Source organism: Bradyrhizobium sp. LTSP857, assembly GCF_000938285.1.
Lineage (GTDB): Bacteria > Pseudomonadota > Alphaproteobacteria > Rhizobiales > Xanthobacteraceae > Bradyrhizobium.
This window is the reverse complement of the sequence record NZ_JYMS01000017.1, coordinates 15,156-34,765: the sequence shown is the minus strand read 5'-3', so window position 1 is coordinate 34,765 and position 19,610 is coordinate 15,156. Positions and strand designations below refer to the sequence as shown.

Genomic DNA, 19,610 nt, shown 5'->3' with positions numbered 1-19,610 from the left:
CCGCCTAATCTGCCGTAGCGCCCGAGGCCTGAATGATCTTGCCCCATTTCGTGGTCTCGTCCGTCATGAATTGCCCGAATGCAGGACCGAAGACAGTCCCAGGCTCGGCGCCGAGCTCGGCAAGCCGCTTCTTGACGTCCGGCATCTTCAAGATGATTTCGAGCTCGCTGCTCAGCTTGGCAAGCACCAGCGCGGGCGACTTTGCTGGAGCCACAAGTCCGAACCAGGACGACGCCTCGAAGCCGGGCACGGTTTCGGCAACCGTCGGCACGCCGGGCAGCGCGTCCGCGCGCTTTGCGCCGGCGACCGCGATTGCATTGATGGCCTTGCCCTGGACCTGCGGCAGCACCGCCGGCATGTTGTCGAACATGAACGGGATTTGCCCGGCGAGCAGGTCATTCATCGCCGGCGCCGCACCCCGATAGGGCACGTGCACGATATCAATTCCCGCCATAGTCTTGAGCAACTCCCCCGCGAGATGATTGGTCGACCCGATGCCGGACGAGCCAAAATTCAGCGTACCCGGCTTGGCCTTGGCGAGCGCGATCAGCTCGCCGACGTTCTTCGCGGCCACTGACGGATTGACCACCAGCACGATCGGAACGGAAGCGACCAAGGCCACCGGTGCAAAGGCCTTGGCCGGATCAAACGGCAGCTTCTTGTAGAGCGAGGCGTTGATTGTCAGCGGTGGCGGCGCAGTCAACAACAGCGTGTAGCCATCCGCCTCCGCGCTCGCGACCGCCTCGGCGCCGATATTGCCGCCGGCGCCGCCGCGATTTTCGACGATGAAGGTCTGTCCCGATCGCTCGGCCAGCTTCTGCGCGACGATGCGGGCGATGATGTCGTTGGAGCCGCCGGCCGGGAACGGCACGATGATCTTGACCGGACGGACGGGGTAATCCTGAGCTACCGCGGCGCCGCAGAACAGAATGGCCGCGCAGGCGGCAAGAAAGCAGCGACGGAGAACTCCGCGCATGGGCATTGCCTCGATGTTTGTCTTGTTGTTTGTTGTTGCATCACGCGATCAGCAATGGCCTCAACTTTGCGACGTCGTCAAGCCGTTCGAGATCGCTGATCTGCGCGATCAGCTTCTCGGCCTTGTCGGCGCCAAGCACCGGCGCGATCAGGTCCCGCGTCTTGGCCGCCACGGCTTTCGTGCTCAGCGGGTTTTCCTTGGTGCCCGGCGGATATTTGGTGAAGTGCTCCACCTTCTTGCCATCGCTCAATGTCACCTCGACGACAGCACCGCGCGGCGCCGCCGGATCCATCAGCGCCTTGTCGCCGGCCAGCGTCACCTTGTCGCGCTGCGCAAGAATCTTGGGATCATGCATCAGAGCGACGTCGTGGCTGTCGTTGAAGGAGACGGCGCCCTTGACCAGCGCGACCGCCACGAGGTGCTGGCAATTGACGTCGGGCATCGCGCTTTCGCCGACGATCCCCATTGCGTCGGTCGGCAGCTTGACCAGGATGCTGCGCACATTGTCCGGCGTGAGGCCGTGCTGCTTGCGCAGCGTCAGCATCGCATCCAGCGGTGACTGGATGGGATAGCCGACCGAAAACGTCTTGATCGCTGTCTCGGTGACGTAGAAGCGTCTGCCGAGATCCTTCACCATCTCCTCCGGCTTCGGATCGGTCGAGAGCGCAATGAAGAGATTGTGGGTGCCGTCGAGCACGTCGTCGACGCCGGTCAGGCCGTTGCTCACCATGTCGACGGCCATTACGCCGTTGCGCGCACCCATGCCGGCAAAGTCGAACGCCTTCTCGATGTGGTCGTGATCCTTGACCCAGCTCCACAAGCCCGCAACCTGCTGCGACGAATAGGAGATCGCGTAGCGCATCCCTTTCTCATCGAGCCGCGCCAGCGAGGCGGCAGCCCCCAGCGCACCGAAGGTCGACGACGTCCCTTCGGCGCTCCGATGCGAACCGCGCACAAGATCCGGACCCAGCGCCATCAGCAGACGGCAGGTCAAATCGTAGCCGAGCGCGACGGCGCGAATGACATCCTGCCCGCTGCGATGTTCCCGCTCACCGAAGGCGAGCGCGGCGGGCACCACCGAGCATCCCGGATGCGCCTTGGTGACCGGCTCGAAATCATCCGTTTCGTCGGCATGAGCGCACATCGCATTGGCCAGCGCCGCGTTCACCGCGGTGGTCCGGAAGTCGGAGCCGACGACGGAGGCCTGCGCGTCGCCGCCAAGCGCGCGCACGTATTTCAGCGCCATCTCGCCCGGCTTCATCCGCGAGCCCGACACCATCGCGCCGAGCGTGTCGAGAATCCGGTGTTTGCATTCGCGCAGCACCTGTTCGGGCAGCTCCTGATCGCGTGCGGCGACCATGTAGCGGGCGAGACGCTCAGTCACGCCGGGCCCTGCCGCCAAGGTCGTACGGCCGCCGGTTGCAGCCAGAGCGGCAATCGAGCCGGCGGATTGAAGGAGACGGCGGCGTGACGGCATTCCAAGTGACTCCAGAATCAGGATGAGACCGACATCTTGGCGATTTCGGCTGCGCTGGCCAGACCTTCGACGTTCCAGCATGCATCCATGACACGCCTGATCATCGCTGTGGGAATGATGCCTTCTGCAAGGTCGGAGAACTTGGTTTCGAGCTGCTTGTCCGTCATCGGCACCTCGACGCTGCCGATGGCGTGCTCGATGTAGCGGTTAAGCTTGCGGCCGTCCTTGAGCACGATGGTGAGATCGACCTGCTCCGGCTTGATGCCGGGCGTGATAACCGGGACGATCTTGCCACGCAGCGCGACGATGGTCGGATCGGTTACGGCGCGGTCGCTGAACTGTTTTTCGCCGCCGGCGCCCTCGACGATTGCGACCGCAACCGCATGATAGATGCTGAACTTGCCTTCGAGACCCTGGCGCGGCGTCTTCTTGCCGGTAAGCTCCAGCACCAGCGGATGAACCTTGAGGTCGACACGCTCGATCTGGTCCGCGGTCACCTTGTTCTCGTTGCGGAGCTGGATCGCGGCATCGATCGCCGGATGCATGACGATGCCGCAGGCGAATGGCTTGTAGGTGTTGAGCGCGGCCTCGTAACGCTTGCCGAGATCGCCCAGGATCTCGTTGTAGTCCTGCTTGGTGCTGATCGTGTTGGCCCAACCGCGCTTGGCCTCGATCATCGCGTCGGACGAGGTGAAATTCTTCGAGGCCAGAATGGCCGCGAAGATGCCGCTTGAGGCGGCGCGACCCGGATTAAAGCTCTTGTTCATCGAGCCGAAGGATTCGCGCAGGCCCACAGGCTGGGACGCGGCCAGGCCGAGCGCCCAGGTCATCTGCTGCTCGTTCAGCTTCAACAGCTTGCCTACGGCGGCCGCCGAGCCGAACACACCGGCCGTGCCGGTGATGTGCCAGCCGACATCGTAATGGTTCGGATAGACCGCGTTTCCGATCCTGCACTCGGTCTCGACGCCGAGCACCAGTGCGTTCAGGAATTCCTTGCCAGAGACCGGCTGCATTTCCGACAGCGCGATGATCGCCGAGGCGACCGGGCCTGCGGGATGGATGATCGTCTTCAGATGGGTGTCGTCATAGTCGAAGATGTGGCTCGACACGCCGTTGATGAAAGCGGCGTTCATGATGTCGAACCGCTCGCGACGCCCGAACAGCGAAGCTTGCTGCGGGCCCGAGAACGGACCGAGCGCGGACACCGCGATATCGACCGTCTCGTGATGCGAGCCGCCGATGGCGACGCCGACCCAGTTGAGCAGCGTGCGGACGCCCTCTTTCCGGACATTGGCGGGGAGGTCGTCATAGCTCGCAGTCACCAGATAATGGGCGAGCGCGCGCGTGACGTCCTTGGGTGGCGCGGCCGCGGGGGCCGCGGCCGGGGTCTCCGCGAAGGCAGCACCGGTGCCGACGGTGGCAAGCGGAAGCGCGGCCGCCGCCTGGAGCAGGGTCCTGCGATCAGTTTGCATAGGCGGCCTCCTTGACCTTGATCGATACGAGTTGCGCGGCAAGGCGGACTGCGCTCTCAAGCGCGCCGGTCTTGGCCACGCCTTGGCCTACGATATCGAACGCCGTGCCGTGCGAGGGCGTGGTGAAGACGGTCTCAAGGCCCGCGGTGACGGTAACGCCGCGGTTGAAGCCGCGCAGCTTGGTCGCGATCTGGCCCTGGTCGTGATACATCGCGACCACGCTGTCGAACTCACCGGCAAACGCCCGGATATAGACGGTATCGGCGGGATACGGCCCGGTGCAGGCGATCCCGGTCTTGGCGGCCGCTTCGACGGTGGGCCGGATCATCTCGATCTCGTCGCGGCCGAACAGGCCGCCCTCACCGGCGTGCGGGTTGAGGGCTGCGACCGCGATGCGCGGCTTGGCGACACCGGCCTTCCGCATCATGCGGTCGACCAGCTCGATCGCATCGGTGATGCTCTCCGGATGGATGCCGTCGAGCGCTTCGCGCAGCGACTGGTGCCCGGTGACGCGCGACATCCATTGGCCGTCGAGTACGTTCATCTCGGAGAAGTAGGTCTTGTGCCCGAGCAGGCTCGCGAACATTTTGTGCTCGTCGGGAAACTTCCAGCCGCCGTCGAACATCGCACGCTTGTTCAGCGGCGCAAACGTGATCGCGTCGACCTCGCCATCCCTGGAGAAATCGATCGCGCGCGACAGCGTCTCACCGGTGAGCCGGCCGGACTCGGCGCTGGCCTTGCCGAGCGGGAATTTCAACGGGTCGGTGTTGCCGAGATCGACGAGCTGCACCGCGCCGCGGCCCCATTTGGCTGCCTTGGGCGAGGCAATCCGCTCGACCTTCAGCTTCACGCCGGCATGTTCCATGCCCATGTCGAGCACGCGGGCATCGCCGACCACGACAAGGCGAGCGACGTCGGCAAGCCGGTCATCGGAAAGGATGCGCGCAATCTGTTCCGGGCCGATGCCGGTGCAATCGCCGGGGGTCAGCGCGATGACGGGGAGTTCATTGGTGTTGATAGCCATATTGGAAACCTTGGATCCTTACTTCATTGCCTGGATTTGAGCGGCGGACTGGGCCCAGTCCTCCCGGTTGAATTCGCCGTCCCATTTGGCGACCACGATCGAGGCGACCGCGTTGCCGATGGTGTTGGTGATGGCGCGCGCCATCGACATGAAGCGATCGATGCCGAGCAGCAGCGCCAGGCCCTCCGCCGGCAGCCCGGCGGCGATCACGGTCGCGGCGAGCGCGGCAAACGCGCCGCCGGTGACGCCGGCCGCGCCCTTGCTGGTGAACAGCATCACCACGAACAGGCTCAACTGCTGCATAGCAGTGAGCTCGATGCCGTAGACCTGGGCGACAAAGATGGTCGAGAGCGGCAGCGTCAGCGCGACGCCGTCGAGATTGAAGGAATACCCGGACGGAATGACGAGGCCGGCGACCGCGCGTCCTACGCCGGCCTTCGGCAGCTTCTCCATCATGCCGGGGATCGCGGTCTCGGACGAAGAGGTGCCGAGCACGACCAGCAGCTCGGTCCGCAACAGACGCAACAGGTCCATCAGGCGGATGCCGACCAAGCGGCAGATCGTGCCGAGAATGACGAAGATGAAGAACGCCATCATCGCCCAGGCGGTGCCGACCAAAAGCGCCAATGCGTAGAGCGTGGCCGCACCGAATTTCGCGACCGTGAAGGCCATGGCACCGAAGGCACCGATCGGCGCCAGCGCCACCACGACATGGACGACGCTGAACACAAGCTCGGTGACCCGCTCCATCCCCGTCCGCAACGGCGCGGCTTTTTCGCCGAGCAGCAACAGGCCGATGCCGCACAGCAGCGCCAGCACGAGGACCTGGAGCACGTCGCCGCTCGCAAACGCGCCGACGAAGCTTTCGGGGACCATGTGCTGGATGTAGGCCGACGGCGATCCCACATGGGCCTGCGAATAGCGCGCGACAGCCTCGGCCTGCTGTGCGGTGGCATGGGCAACGCCCGCGCCGGGCTGGACCCAGCGCACCACGACGAAGCTGATCAGCAGGCAGATCGTGGTCACCACCTCGAAATAGGCGAAGGCCTTGAGCCCGATGCGGCCGACCGCCTTCATGTCGCCGACCTGCGCGATGCCGGTGACCACGACCAGGAAAATCAGCGGCGCGATCGTCATCTTGATCAGCGAGATGAAGACATCGCCGAGCGGCTTGAACTCGACCGCAACGGTCGGAAGCAGGAATCCAAACAGCGCACCGAGCGCGGCACCGGCGACCACCAGGACATACTGCTCGCGCCAGAGCGGCTTGCGGCGGCGTTCGGACATGGGGCTCGGGAGTGGCTGAGACAGCGGCGGTGCGGCGACCTGCAATTTGCTTTCCTCCAACGGCATCGTCGCGCCATGGATGGCGCTTTGTTCTTGTCTTGCGATATCATTTACATTGGACCAGCGGCGTCCCGGGCGCTAATGCCGTATCGGTATGATTTGAGGACAAAACGTTATTATGGACCTGGTCTGGCTGGAGGATTTCATTGCCATCGCCGAGGAGGGCGGGTTCTCCCGCGCCGCCGAGCGACGGCACGTGACCCAGCCGGCGCTGAGCCGCCGCATCAGGTCGCTCGAGGAGTGGCTGGGAACGCCGCTGTTTGAACGTTCGACCCATACGATCACACTCACGGCCGCCGGCGAAAGTTTTCGCCCCGTCGCGGAGGACGTGCTGCGCCGGATCCTGGTCGGACGGGAGGAAGCTCTCGAAGTGGCGCGGCTGAAGGCCGAGACTATCACCTTCGCGGCCACGCATTCGCTGTCGCAGACTTTCTTTGCGGAATGGATCCGTAACTCGGACGGCGCACGCGCCGGCGCGGCCGTTCAGCTCGTCGCCTCGAATTTCGCCGGTTGTGAGAAGCTGCTTCTCGACGCGCAGGCGCATTTCATGCTGGCGCATTATCATCCGTCACTGGTGAGCCGGCTCGACATGGACCGCTTTCAGCGCGTCGATCTCGCAACCGACGTGCTGATCCCGATCAGCGCACCGTCGACGCGTCCCACGCGCGGCCGGCGCAGCAAGAAGGTACAGCCTCGCTACGCCCTCCCCGGCGCATCAGGTGCGCCGCTGCCCTATCTCGCCTACCACCCGGGCTCGGGCGTGGGGCGACTTGTCACGTCATTCCTGGCGGTCAAGGATCCGGCGGCCTGGCTCGTTCCGGGCTTCGCCGCACCGGTCATGTTGCTGATCGATATGGCGCGCGAAGGGCGCGGCGTGACATGGGCGCCGATGAGCCTCGTCCGCGCCGATCTCGACAGCGGCCGTCTGCTGCGTGCGGGTGGCGGGGAATGGGATATCCCGATCAGCGTCTCGCTGTTCCGCACGCGCGCCCGCATGACCCGCGCGGCCGAGACTTTCTGGAATGCGGCGCGCAAGGGCCGGCCGGGAGGAAAGTCCGCCGGCGCGACGCCACGGGCGAGGTGACGTCTGCGCCGGCCGGCGTTAGCACGGAACTTGCATAAATTCTGGGCGACATGGACGCCGCATGAATCTCATCAGTCTCGACATCCGCATGCTCCGATCGCTGATCTCGGTGGTCGAGACCGGCAGCATCACCGAGACCGCGCGGCGGCTGGGCCGCACCCAGCCGGCCATCACCCTGCAATTGCAGCGGCTGGAGGAGCTCACCGGCAAGCAATTGTTCGAGCATGCTGGCCGAAGGCTGATGCTGACCGATGACGGCACCACGGTTCTCACCTACGCCAAATCCATCCTGCGGTTGCATGACGAGCTGATTTCGCAATTAGCCTCGCAGGAGATCGAAGGCCAGGTGGTGCTCGGCACGCCCGACCTCTACGCTGCCTTCATGCTGCCCTCGATCCTCAGCGTGTTCCGAAAATCCTTTCCGCGTGTGCAGGTCGAGCTCAACTGCGCGCTGTCGACGCCGCTGGTCGGTCTCGTCAAACGCGGCGACGTCGACATCGCGCTCGTCACCCGCATGAATGATTTCACCGGCGGCCAAGTGGTGCGGCGCGAGCAACTGGTCTGGATGACCGGCGAGCAGTCCTCGGCGCATCAGGAACGTCCGATCCCGCTGGCGTTGCTGCCGCCGGGCAACATCTATCGCGACTATGCGATCGATACGCTGGAGCGCGCGAGCCTGCGCTGGCGCATCGCCTGCGTCAGCGAAAGTGTCGGCGGCCTCCAGGCCGCAGCCTTTGCCGGCATGGCCGTCACCGTACTCGGCCGCAGCGCATTGGTACCGGCGATGCGCGAGATCGGCCCCAACGAGGGCCTGCCACCACTGCCGAAGATCGAGCTCCTGCTCTACAAGTCGAGCAGCGCAACGTCGAAGGCGGCCACCGCGCTGCACGACTACCTCGCGCACTATCTGCGCTTGGACGAAGAGCTCAGCGGCAGGGGCATTCCGATCGAGCTGTCCTGAGCTTCACACCTTCGCGCGGACGGTGTTTTCGCGCAGCGCCAGCGACGGCCAGAATTTTGCCCAGGGCTGCGCCGCTTCGAACGCAGCGGCGATACGGAAGATCGTGGGCTCGTCGAGCCAGGGCGCGACGATCTGAAGGCCGATCGGCATGCCGTCACGGTCGAAGCCGCAGGGCAGCGTCGCCGCCGGAAGACCGGCGAGATTGATCGGCCAGGTGAAGGGCGACCAGCCGAGATGCGGATCAACCTTGCTGCCGTCGATCTTGTCGACGCCGATCTGGCCGGCCTCGAACGCGGTGACCGCAACCGTCGGCGTCACCAGCGCATCGACCCGCTCGAACAATTTCACGAAGGCGTTGCGCGCCTGGCCGCGCCGGTAGCCGGCTTCGATATAGTCTGTACCGCTGTAGCGGCGGCCAGCGCTGACGACATCGCGATAATCAGACTCAGAGCTTGCAAGATCAGCCGTAGTCTTGCTTGCGACCGCCGCCGCCTGCTCGGCGAAGGCGATCGGCTTCAGCGTGTGCTCCAAAATGCCGGGATCGAGGCCCGGGCCGTCCAAGGTGACCTGCGCGCCGCAGGAATCGAGAATGGCCAGCGCCTTGTTGAACGCAGCACGCACGTCGGGGCTGATTGCGGCGTAGCCGAGATCAGCGCTGGCGCCGATGCGAATGCCGTTCAACGGGGCGGCGTTGGTGTCGAAGCGTCGCGGCGACACCGGCAGGCTCGCGGGATCGCGCAGATCGTAAGCAGCGATGATCTCCAGCGTCAGCGCCGCGTCCGCAACCGTGCGCGTGATCGGGCCGGTATGCGCGAGCGAGGCCCAGGATGGTGGTGAGAAGCCAGGCGAGCGCGGCACCAGGCCGAAGGTCGGCTTCAGGCCAAACACGCCGCAGAACGACGAGGGCACGCGGATCGAGCCGACGCCGTCGGTGCCGATCGCGATCGGTCCGCAGCCGGCGGCAACGCCCGCCGCCGCGCCGCCGCTCGACCCGCCGCTGGTGCGACCGGGATTCCATGGGTTTCGCGTGGTGCCGGTGACGGGGCTATCGGCCGTAAGCTTATAGCCGGACTCGCAGGTCGTGGTCTTGCAGGTGATGATCGCGCCGGAGGCCTTCAGCGCCGACACCACCGCAGCGTCGACCTCTGGAACGAACGCCCTGTTCATCGGCGAACCGGCATAGGCCGGCACGCCCGCGACGAAGACGAGATCCTTGATCGTGACCGGTACGCCGGCGAGAGGTCCCCTGGCTTCGCCCGCGTGCATCTCTTTGGTGAGACGGTCGGCATCCGCCCTCGCCTGCTCGTACATCGGCGTCACCACCGCGTTGCAGGCCTCATGCGTCGCCTCGAGCGCGGCGATGGTGTCGTCGACGACATCGCGCGGAGTGAACGCCTTGCGCCGGTAGCCGGCCATGATCTCGGTAGCAGAGAGCGCGCCAAGGCCAGTCGGCGCCGGCGGGAAGGCCGTTCGGCCGGAACCATCAGTCATCATCAACCCTAAAGAGCTAGCTGAGCGCCGCGTCGACGGCGCGCTTGGCCATGACCGTGACGAGATGCGCACGGTAATCGGCTTCGGCGTGGATATCGGAGGTGAGGCCGTCGGTGTCGATCTTGATCGCAGCGATCGCGGACGGATCGAAATTTTGCCACAGCGCCGCCTCCATCGGCGGCACCCGGAACACGCCGGAGCCTGCTCCGGTCACCGCCACGCGAACACCATCGGCAAACTGCGCGACGAACACACCGACCAGCGCATAGCGCGACGCCGGCGCCTTGAATTTTGCGTAGCCGGCCTTGATCGGCACGGGAAAGCGGATCGCGGTGATGATCTCTCCCGGTTCAAGCGCGGTTTCGAACAGGCCGAGGAAGAACTTGTCGGCCACGATCTCGCGCGTGCTGGTGACGATGGTCGCGCCCAGGCCAAGCACGCCGGCGGGATAATCGGCCGCCGGATCGTTGTTCGCGACCGAGCCGCCGATCGTACCACGGTTACGCACGGCCGGATCGCCGATCATCGACGCCAGCGCGGCGAGCCCGGGGATTTTTGCCTGCACCAACTTTGAAGCGGCCACCACCGCATGCGGCGTCATTGCACCGATGGTGATGGTCGCACCGTCATCGGTGATACCCTTCAGGTTTCCGAGCTTGGAAAGATCGACCAGCGCGACTGGACTGGCCAGCCGCTGCTTCAGCGTCGGGATCAGCGTCATGCCGCCGGCGACCAACTTGCTGTCCTCGATCGAGACCAGGAGCTTTGCCGCGTCAGGAATCTGGTTCGGCTGATGATAGGCAAACGGTTTCATTGTTGTCCTCCCTATTCTGCGGCGACCGGCAGCGACGCATTCTGAAGCAACCGCCAGATCCGGTTCGGCGTCGCCGGCATGTCGACATGGGTGACACCGAGATGCGACAGCGCGTCGACCACCGCATTGATGACGGCGGCCGGCGAGCCGATGGTGCCGACTTCGCCGCAGCCCTTCACGCCCATCGGCGTGTGCGTGCACAGCGTCGAATGGGTCGAGACCTTCATCATCGGCATGTGATCGGCGCGCGGCATGCAGTAGTCCATCAGCGAGCCCGACAGCAGCTGGCCGGAGCCCTCGTCATAGACCGCGTTCTCGAACAGCGCCTGGCCCACGCCCTGCACGATGCCACCATGCAACTGTCCCTCGACGATCATCGGGTTGATGACCGTGCCGACGTCGTCGACCGCGGTGTAGTTCATCAGCGTCACCGTGCCGGTCTCCGGATCGACTTCGACCTCCGCGATGTGGCAACCGCCGGGATAAGTGAAGTTGATCGGATCGTAATAGGCCTGCTCCTCCAACCCCGGCTCCAGCACTTCGAGCGGATAATTATGCGGCACGTAGGCGGCGCCCGCGATCTCCTCGAACGTCTTCATGCGATCCGTGCCCGCGACGGAGAATTGGCCCGCCTCGAATTGGATGTCGACTTCGGCAGCCTCGAGCAGATGGGCCGCGATCTTCTTGCCCTTTGCGACCACCTTGTCCGTCGCCTTCGACAGCGCGGCGCCGCCAACGACCAGCGAACGCGAACCATAGGTACCCATGCCGAACTGCACGCGGTCGGTGTCGCCGAACACGATGTCGACATCCTCAAAGGACACGCCGAGCTTTTCCGACACGATCTGTGCGAACGTTGTCTCGTGGCCCTGGCCGTGATTGTGCGTACCGATCATGACCGTCACCTGGCCGGTCGGATGCACGCGCACCGTGGCGCTCTCGTAGAGGCCGCCGCGCGCGCCCAGCCTCCCTGCGAAGCGCGACGGCGCGAGGCCGCAAGCCTCGACATAGGTCGAGTAACCGAGCCCGCGGAATTTTCCCTTGCTGGCCGAAGCCGCCTTGCGGATGCCGAAGCTCTTGACGTCCGCCGCCACCAATGCGCCGTCGAGGCATCCCATCGGATCGCCGGAATCGTACTGCACCAGCACCGGCGTCTGATACGGATAGGCCTCCTTCGGGATCATATTGCGCCGGCGGATCTCGACACGATCGATACCCATCTCACTGGCGGCGACATCGACCATGCGCTCCAGCACGAAGGTCGCCTCGGGCCGGCCCGCGCCGCGGTAGGCATCGACCGGAACGGTGTTGGTGAAGACCACTTTCACATTGCAATAGATCGCGGGCGTCATGTAGACGCCGCCGAGCAGCGGGCCATAGAGGTTGGTCGGGATGTTCGGCCCGAAGGTCGAGAGATAGCCGCCCATATTCGCGAGCGTGTTGACGCGGAACGCGAGAAATTTTCCGGTCTCGTCGAGCGCGAGTTCGGCTTCAGTGACATGATCGCGGCCGTGGCGATCGGAGACGTAGCCTTCCGAGCGGCTCGCCACCCATTTGATCGGCCGCATCACCCGCTTGGCGGCCCAGGTGATCACGGCCTCTTCGCCGTAGTGGAACTGCTTCACGCCAAAACCGCCGCCGACATCGGGCGCGACCACGCGCAACTTGTGCTGCGGGATGTTCAGCACCAGCGCGCCCATCAGAAAGCGCACGACGTGCGGAAATTGGCTGGTGGTCCACAACGTGAAGCGATCGGTTCCCGGCTCATATTCCGCGATCGCCGCGCGCGGCTCCATCGGGTTGCCGATCAGGCGGTTGTTGACGAGGCTCAGCTTTGCGACATGCGCCGCCTTGCGGAACGCGGTTTCGACCGCAGCCTTGTCGCCGAGCTCCCAGTCGCAGCAGATGTTGTTCGGCACGTCGTCGAACAATTGCGGCGCACCCGGCCGCACCGCTTCGAGCACGCCGACCACCGAGGGCAACACCTCGTAATCGACCGTCAGCAGCTCGGCTGCTGCGTTGGCCTGCTCCGGCGTCTCCGCGATCACGAAGGCAACCATGTCGCCGACGAAGCGGACCTTGCCTTGCGCCAGCATCGGGAATGGCGGCTCCTTCATCGGCACGCCCTTGGCGTCCGAGATGCCCCAGCCGCAGGGCAGAGAGCCCAGCTTGTCGGCCGCGACATCCTCGCCCGTCAGCACAGCGATCACGCCGGGCGCAGCCAGTGCCGCAGCCTTGTCGACGCCGCGCAACACCGCATGCCCATGGGGCGAGCGCACGAACACGCCCGCCGTCATGCCCGGCCGCTTGATGTCGGAGACGTAATTGCCGCGGCCGGTGAGGAAGCGCTGGTCCTCTTTCCGCTTAGGTGACGCGCCGATCCCGATCACATTGCCCATGGTCACTCTCCTTTGGCGGCGTTCATGGCGGCGGCGCCGGCCATCACTGAGACGACGATGTTCTGATAACCGGTGCAGCGGCAGATATTGCCTTCAAGGCCGTGACGGACGTCGGCCTCCGTCAGGTTCGGCTTCTCCGCTGCAAGCGCCACCGCGGTCATCAACATGCCGGGCGTACAGAAGCCGCACTGCAGGCCGTGATGTTCGCGGAAGGCTTCCTGCATCGGATGCATCTGGTTCGAGCCGGGCGCGCCTTGCAGGCCCTCGATGGTCAGCAGCGTCGCGCCGTCGAGCGCGGGTGCCAGCAGCGTGCAGCTTTTCACCGGAAGCCCATTAAGGTGCACCACGCAAGCGCCGCACTGGCTGGTGTCGCAGCCGATATGGGTGCCGGTGAGGTTGAGCTGTTCGCGCAGGAGCTCGGCGACGAGCGTCGCCGGTTCGACGTCCACGGTGGTTGGCCGGCCGTTGAGTGTGAAGGATATCTGCACGGTCATACTCCTGTGCGCGACGGGTCTTTAGGCGAGTGGCAACGCGCTGCCGGTGGCCCATGTGGCCATGACGACATCGCCGACAGTGAAGGGATCTGCGAAGAAGGTCTTTTCCGGCACGTAGGCGACGAACTCGTCGTCCGGCACGGTGTCGAGCATGACCTTGACGAAATAGCCCTGATATTCGATCGCGAGCACCCGGCTCGGCAGCGACGTGGTGTAGCCCGGCGGCAGCTCCCTGCCCGGCCGGACCAGCGCGACATCGTCGCGGCGCACTGCGATATCGACCTTGTCGCCGACGCTGACGGTCGGGCGCGCCTGGAGCGATACCTCGATTCCGGAGGGCGCCGCCTGCGCGAGCGTAAAGCTCGCACCGTTGACCTTTTCGACGCGCCCCGACAGCACGTTCTGACCGCCCATGAATTCGGCGACATAACGGTCGTGCGGATGGGCGTAGACGTCGCGGGCAGCGCCCGCCTGCTTGATCTTGCCCTGCTCCATCACCACCACGAGGTCCGCAAGCGCGATCGCCTCGAGCTGGGTGTGGGTGACGTGGATGAAGGTGATGCCGAGCTCCCGCTGCATCCGCCGCAGCTCCTGGCGCATCTGCACGCGGAGCTGCTCGTCGAGCGCGGATAGCGGCTCATCGAGCAGCAGCACGCGCGGCTCGGTGATCGCTGCGCGTGCCAGCGCCACGCGCTGCTGTTGGCCGCCGGAAAGCTGGGCCGGCAGGCGATCGGCGAATTGCGTCAACCGCACCTTCTCGATCATGGCGTCTGCGGCGCGCAGCCGATCGGCCTTGGACATGCCGCGCACGCGCAGTGCAAAGGCGATGTTGTCGCGCACGGTGAGATGCGGGAATAGCGCATAGGATTGGAACATCATGGCGGTACGGCGCTGCACCGGCGCCAGTCCGACGACATTCTGCCCTCCGATCACGATCTCGCCCGCGGTGGGGTCCTCATGGCCCGCGATCATGCGCAAAATCGTGGTCTTGCCGCAGCCGGAAGGACCGATGAAGCAGCAATAGGCGCCGTCGGCAATCCTGAGATTGACGCCGTCGACCACGTAGGTCGCGCCGTCAAAACTCTTGCAGACGCCCGCCAGTTCGATATCGCCGCGATCGCTCTTCATTCCCAACTCAACCCTTCGCCCCGCTGCCGCGCTTTTTCTGGATCAGCACGATGCTGCCCAGGCTCGCCCCGATGACGATGAAGGAGACGATGGTCGTTACCGTGCCGAGCGCGTAGAGTGAGGGCGAGGTAACGTTCAGCGTCATGCTCCAGATTTCCAGCGGCAGCGTATTGAGCGAACCGGCGGTCTGGAGGCTGCGCGCGAATTCGTCATAGGATAGCGTGAAGCCGAACAGCGCGACCGCGACGAGGCCGGGCGCCAGTACCGGGATCATCACCAGCCAGATCGACTGCCAGCGGCTGGCGCCTAGATCATAGGCCGCCTCCTCCCAGACATGGTTGAAGCGCGACATCACCGCGAACATCACCAGCACGCCGAACGGCAGCGTCCACGACAGCTGCGCACCGAGCGCCGAGGTGTACCAGCTCGCATTCAGCCCCAGCGCCTGAAACAGAAGTCCCGTACCGAGACCAAGCACGAGGCCGGGTGCAACCAGGCTGCCGATCATCATGTAGAACACCACGGTGTCGCCGCGAAACCGTTTGCGGAAGCCGAGGCCTGCGAGGAACGAGACCACCACCGTGATGATGGTGACGATGACAGCAAGCTTGATCGAGCGGTCGAACGAGCCCTTGACGTCCCCGGTCCGCACCTGGGTGAAGAGATCGACGAACCAGTGCAGCGATTGGCCCTTCATCGGAAATACGAGGCCGCCGCGGATGTCCTGGAACGACAGGATGTAGATGCAGAACATCGGGCCATAGAGTGCGATCACGTAGAGCGCAAACAGCGTCGCCAGCACGTAGAACGTCCAGGGCCGTCCGCCCTTGCTCGGTGCGATCGCCTTGGTCGTCGCGGGCGCAACCGTCTCGCGCATATCGGCCAAGACCGCGCTCATCGCGTGATCTCCTGCCGGATGTCGACGGTGCGCAGGATCAGCGAGACGATTGCGACCAGCACCAGGGTCAGCAGCACGGCACTGGCCGCGGCGGTCGGATATTGCAACACGCCGACGTCCTCGTAGAAGGCACTGACCACCGAGGCCGAGCCGCCGCCGGACATTACTTTGACTACAAAGAAGTCGCCCATCACGATCGAGACCACGAAAATGGTGCCGAGCGCGATGCCGCTCTTGGACATCGGCACCACGATCAGACGCATGATGTCGAAACGGCTGGCGCCGGCGTCGATCGCGGCCTCGATCAGCTTCTTGTCGATCCGCGCCATGGAGTTGAAGATCGGCACGATCATGAAGATCGTGAGCTGGTGGACATAGGCGATGACCACCGCGAGATCGGAGAACAGCAACACCTCCAGCGGCTGGCGGATCACGCCCATCGCCAGCAGCGCCTGGTTGATCAGGCCTTCCTTGCCGAGCAGCGGAATCCACGAAATCATCCGGATGATGTTCGAGGTCCAGAACGGCACCGTGCACAGCAGGAACAGGCCGATCGCCAAAAGCTGGTTGCGGACGTGGAACACCAGGAAATATGCCACGAAGAAACCGATGATGAGCGTGAAGATCCAGGTCAGAACGGTGAACTTGATGGTCGCCAGATACAGCTTCAACGTCAGCGCCGAATGAAGCACGTCGATGTAGCTCGCCAGCGCGAAGTCGGGCGTCAGCCCACCAAAGCTGTCGGTCGCAAAGAAGCTCGCGGCCAGCACGACCAGGATCGGCGCTACGAAGAACGGCACGAGCACCAGCACCAGCGGCGAGACATAGAGCCAGCCGGCGAGATTGGCGCGTGGCGGAGTTTGACTGGGTTGCATGTCGGCAAACGCCTCGAAGTCGGTCTCTTTCGCCGGCGCGTCACCGCGCCGGCTCGTCGCTACGTCAGGCAAAGCAGGTTTCACGCCACCTTGAAGTCGTTCCAGCGCTTGTTCATGTAGGCAGCCTCGTCCATCAGCGTGTTCCAGCACGAGATGTTCTTGACGCGATCGAGGAACGAGCCGCCGTCGCGCTTGGTGCCGGCCTTCTCCATCGCCACGCCGTAGGGATCGTTGATGACTTCCGGCGCCGGCTTGCCGTCGTACCAGAAGTCCCATTCAGCAGCGGTCAGGAACTTCTTCGCCGTCGACGGCGCCGGACTGTAATAGCCGTAGCGACCGACGAAGCCGCCCTGCCAGCCCGAGAGATACCAGTTGAGATATTCGTAGGCGGCGTCGAGCTTCTTGCCGGAAAGGTGCTTCATCAGGCCCATGCCGTTGCACCAGCCACGATAGCCTTCCTTGCCGTTCTTGACATTGACCGGCGCGTAGACGCAGGGGATTTCCTTCACGCGCACCGCCGCGACCGCAGGCGACCACATCGACTGGATGACAACCTCACCCGCCGCCATCAGCTGAACCGACTGGTCGAAGGTGGTCCAAGTCGCGCGGAACTGGCCCTCCTTTTTCAGCTCGATCAGCTTGTTGCAGGTGAAGTCGATCTCCTCCTTGGTCATGTTGCCCTTGTTGCCGTACTTGATCAGGCCGGCGCTTTCGAAGCAGAGCGCGGCGTCCATGATGCCGATCGCGGGCACATCGAGGATCGCGGCCTTGCCCTTAAACTTGGGATCGATCAGATCCTTCCATTCGGTGACTTCATGACCGACGAGGTCGGGCCGATAGCCGATGGAGTCGGCGTTGTAGACTTGCGGCAGGAATGTTGCCCATTCGGTGACGCCGTCGTGCAGATCGGTCGAGTCGGGCTTGGAGATGTACATGGCCTCATAGGGCGAGATGCCCTGGCGCGGGATCTTGTGGCCGTCGATCTCACCCTTGGTGAAGATCGGCAGGATGTTGTCGAATTCCTTGATCTTCTTGACCTCGATGCCCTGGATCACGCTGCGCTTGGCAGCGAGCTTAGCCTGCCAGCCCTCGAGATCGGCGATATCGACCGTATTAGGCTGGCTTATGAAGCGGTTGATGGCGGCGGAGGTGTCGAGGTTCTGCATCGTCACCTTGAAGCCGAGATCCTTGGCCGCCTGGTCGCCGATTGCCTTCACCACCGAATAGGAGACGCCGACATGGCGCAGCTCGATGTCCTTGATCTCCTGCGCCCAGATGGTCGGGAATCCACGGATCGCGTCCGACCCTGCGGCCGCGCCGGCAACTGCCGCAGCCCCCTTCAACAGCATGCGCCGGCTCAGCTTTTTCGCAGACTTGTCGCTCGTCCCCGCCGGATTGGCAGTGGATTTCCTCTTGTCCTTGTCAAGCATGGCAACCCTCGTTGGTTACAATAAGCGCTCGTTCCGATCGCCATTGATCGGCTGCGGATGTGATCAGTTGCGTGTGAGGCTATGGGCGGGATTTCGCGAAGTAAAATTGGAAGTAAAAATCTGCCGTATAAACGCGGCTAATGGATCGGACCGCTGCATTTGCTTTTGGCAGCGCGCATAAGAAGGCGCCAGGACGTGCATACAAGGCGATGGCTTCGATCGCGCGGGCTCGTTCGCGCAGCAGGCGCGACGACAATCGCACTGCTCGCTGCCGCAAGCTTGTGCGCGGTACACGCCGGCGATGTGTCCATCGCGCCAACGGAGCTGAAGGCGATCGGCACGATCGATGCGCGCTTTCAATCCTACAACATCGAGATGGTGGAGGTGACCGGCGGGCGGTTCTGGAAACCGTATCCGCGAACGATGCGCGCGCTCGATGAGCGGGATCGTTACAGCGCGAGACTGCCGATCGATCTAGCCAATGCGCGCCTGCGCAGGCTCGCCGCCGCCTTGTCGCCGGCGTATGTACGCGTGAGCGGCACCTGGGCCAATGCGACGTTCGTTGCCGACACGGACAGTGCGCCGGGCAAGCCACCGCCGGGCTTCGACTCCGTGCTCAGTCGCGATCAATGGCGTGGCGTCATCGATTTTGCGCGCGCGGTCGATGCAGAAATCGTCACCTCCTTCGCGATCAGTCCCGGCAGCCGTGATGCGGACGGCGTGTGGAGGCCGGATCAGGCGCAGAACTTGGTCGACACGACGCGTTCGCTGGGTGGCCGCATCACGGCGGTGGAATTCATGAACGAGCCAACACTCGCCGCGACGAACGGTGCACCGCCTGGATATGATGCGAAAGCTTATAGCCGCGACTTCAGGATTTTTCGCGAATGGATGCGGCGCGCAACGCCCGAGACGCTGATCGTCGGTCCGGGTTCAATCGGCGACGCGCCGTCGCCATCCGGGTCGGGCATCACCACGCGCGATCTGCTCGCCGCATCCGGCCCCGGGACCGATCGCTTCTCCTATCATCACTACAACACGCTCTCGCCGCGCTGCGGCGGCCGCGATGATCCGGCGCTGGCGCTCTCCGAACAATGGCTTGCCCGCACCGATGCGACGCTCGCGACCTATCGCGCCCTGCGTGACGCATTCGAGCCAGGCAAGCCGATCTGGCTGACGGAAACGGCGGACGCCGCCTGCGGTGGCAACCGTTGGGACAAGACCTTTCTCGACACGTTCCGCTATCTCGATCAGCTCGGGCGGCTGGCGAGGGCCGGCGTGCAGGTGGTGATGCACAACACGCTCGCGGCAAGCGACTACGGACTGCTCGACGAGGGGGCGTTCCGGCCACGGCCGAACTACTGGGCTGCGCTGCTCTGGCATCGGCTGATGGGAACGATCGTGCTCGACGCGAACATGGTCGCCGCACCCTATCTCCATCTCTACGCGCATTGCCATCCGGGCATGCGGGGCGCGGTGTCCGTGCTCGCGATCAACGCGTCGCGGCGCGCGTCATCGACCCTGACGCTGCCACACTCCGCCGAACGGTACACGCTGCACGCAGCGCGGCTGCAAGGCGCGACCGTGCAGTTGAACGGCAAGACGCTCGCGCTGAGTATCGATGACGAGCTGCCTCGGCTCGAGCTCCGCACAGCATCCGCGGGAGCGATCCGGCTTGCGCCTGAGACCATCACCTTCCTGGTGTTTCCAGACGCTGCGAATCCCGCCTGCAAATAGCGA

The 19,610-nt window shown here is 64.4% G+C and carries 16 protein-coding genes; 3 read left to right on the top strand and 13 right to left on the bottom strand.

What is annotated here, in order from left to right; translation table 11 throughout:
* Window positions 1-4: 4 nt before the first annotated feature.
* Genes UP06_RS08310 through UP06_RS08290 form a run of 5 tightly spaced genes read right to left on the bottom strand, consistent with a single transcriptional unit; the run spans window position 5 to window position 6,236 of the window.
* On the bottom strand, window positions 5-976 hold the full coding sequence (locus tag UP06_RS08310) for a Bug family tripartite tricarboxylate transporter substrate binding protein (RefSeq protein ID WP_045002005.1): 972 nt from the start codon (window positions 974-976) through the stop codon (window positions 5-7).
* 40 nt (window positions 977-1,016) lie between these two features.
* Window positions 1,017-2,453 (bottom strand): MmgE/PrpD family protein, encoded by a 1,437-nt coding sequence (locus UP06_RS08305; RefSeq protein ID WP_045002004.1) that lies wholly within the window; start codon window positions 2,451-2,453, stop codon window positions 1,017-1,019.
* 17 nt (window positions 2,454-2,470) lie between these two features.
* Entirely contained in the window at window positions 2,471-3,925 is a 1,455-nt protein-coding gene (locus tag UP06_RS08300; protein ID WP_045002003.1) for an MmgE/PrpD family protein, read from the bottom strand.
* A complete protein-coding gene (locus UP06_RS08295) occupies window positions 3,915-4,949 on the bottom strand; it encodes a PdxA family dehydrogenase (RefSeq protein ID WP_045002002.1) in 1,035 nt (344 codons plus the stop codon). The genes UP06_RS08300 and UP06_RS08295 overlap by 11 nt, the downstream gene beginning before the upstream one ends.
* A gap of 18 nt (window positions 4,950-4,967) precedes the next feature.
* The gene (locus UP06_RS08290) at window positions 4,968-6,236 is read right to left on the bottom strand and encodes a cation:dicarboxylate symporter family transporter (RefSeq protein ID WP_245305436.1); all 1,269 of its coding nucleotides are present in this window, start codon (window positions 6,234-6,236) and stop codon (window positions 4,968-4,970) included.
* Window positions 6,237-6,414: 178 nt separating this feature from the next.
* On the opposite strand from UP06_RS08290, the gene UP06_RS08285 reads away from it, so the two are divergent.
* Together UP06_RS08285 and UP06_RS08280 are read left to right on the top strand one after the other, a co-directional pair.
* Window positions 6,415-7,380 carry a LysR family transcriptional regulator gene (locus UP06_RS08285; RefSeq protein ID WP_045002000.1) on the top strand — a complete coding sequence of 322 codons (966 nt, stop codon included), beginning with the start codon at window positions 6,415-6,417 and terminating at the stop codon, window positions 7,378-7,380.
* A 61-nt stretch (window positions 7,381-7,441) separates the two neighbouring features.
* Window positions 7,442-8,341, top strand: coding sequence for a LysR substrate-binding domain-containing protein (locus tag UP06_RS08280; protein ID WP_045001998.1), 900 nt, complete (start codon window positions 7,442-7,444; stop codon window positions 8,339-8,341).
* A gap of 3 nt (window positions 8,342-8,344) precedes the next feature.
* Here UP06_RS08280 and UP06_RS08275 read toward each other — a convergent pair whose 3' ends face one another.
* The 8 genes from UP06_RS08275 to UP06_RS08240 form a co-directional block, all read right to left on the bottom strand.
* Window positions 8,345-9,832, bottom strand: coding sequence for an amidase (locus tag UP06_RS08275; protein WP_045002235.1), 1,488 nt, complete (start codon window positions 9,830-9,832; stop codon window positions 8,345-8,347).
* A 16-nt stretch (window positions 9,833-9,848) separates the two neighbouring features.
* Window positions 9,849-10,646 (bottom strand): FAD binding domain-containing protein, encoded by a 798-nt coding sequence (locus tag UP06_RS08270; RefSeq protein ID WP_045001997.1) that lies wholly within the window; start codon window positions 10,644-10,646, stop codon window positions 9,849-9,851.
* An 11-nt stretch (window positions 10,647-10,657) separates the two neighbouring features.
* Window positions 10,658-13,045, bottom strand: coding sequence for a xanthine dehydrogenase family protein molybdopterin-binding subunit (locus tag UP06_RS08265; RefSeq protein WP_045001995.1), 2,388 nt, complete (start codon window positions 13,043-13,045; stop codon window positions 10,658-10,660).
* 2 nt (window positions 13,046-13,047) lie between these two features.
* Window positions 13,048-13,539, bottom strand: a complete 492-nt coding sequence (locus UP06_RS08260) for a (2Fe-2S)-binding protein (protein WP_197087146.1) — start codon at window positions 13,537-13,539, stop codon at window positions 13,048-13,050.
* 21 nt (window positions 13,540-13,560) lie between these two features.
* Window positions 13,561-14,667, bottom strand: coding sequence for an ABC transporter ATP-binding protein (locus tag UP06_RS08255; protein WP_045001993.1), 1,107 nt, complete (start codon window positions 14,665-14,667; stop codon window positions 13,561-13,563).
* Window positions 14,668-14,674: 7 nt separating this feature from the next.
* Window positions 14,675-15,565 (bottom strand): ABC transporter permease, encoded by an 891-nt coding sequence (locus UP06_RS08250; RefSeq protein ID WP_045001991.1) that lies wholly within the window; start codon window positions 15,563-15,565, stop codon window positions 14,675-14,677.
* Window positions 15,562-16,440 carry an ABC transporter permease gene (locus tag UP06_RS08245; RefSeq protein WP_045002232.1) on the bottom strand — a complete coding sequence of 293 codons (879 nt, stop codon included), beginning with the start codon at window positions 16,438-16,440 and terminating at the stop codon, window positions 15,562-15,564. The genes UP06_RS08250 and UP06_RS08245 overlap by 4 nt, the downstream gene beginning before the upstream one ends.
* A gap of 80 nt (window positions 16,441-16,520) precedes the next feature.
* Entirely contained in the window at window positions 16,521-17,870 is a 1,350-nt protein-coding gene (locus UP06_RS08240; protein WP_045001989.1) for an ABC transporter substrate-binding protein, read from the bottom strand.
* Between the two features lie 303 nt (window positions 17,871-18,173).
* Here UP06_RS08240 and UP06_RS08235 point away from each other — a divergent pair, with 303 nt between their 5' ends.
* Window positions 18,174-19,607 (top strand): glycosyl hydrolase family 79 N-terminal domain-containing protein, encoded by a 1,434-nt coding sequence (locus UP06_RS08235; RefSeq protein WP_245305435.1) that lies wholly within the window; start codon window positions 18,174-18,176, stop codon window positions 19,605-19,607.
* The last annotated feature ends 3 nt before the right edge of the window (window positions 19,608-19,610 follow it).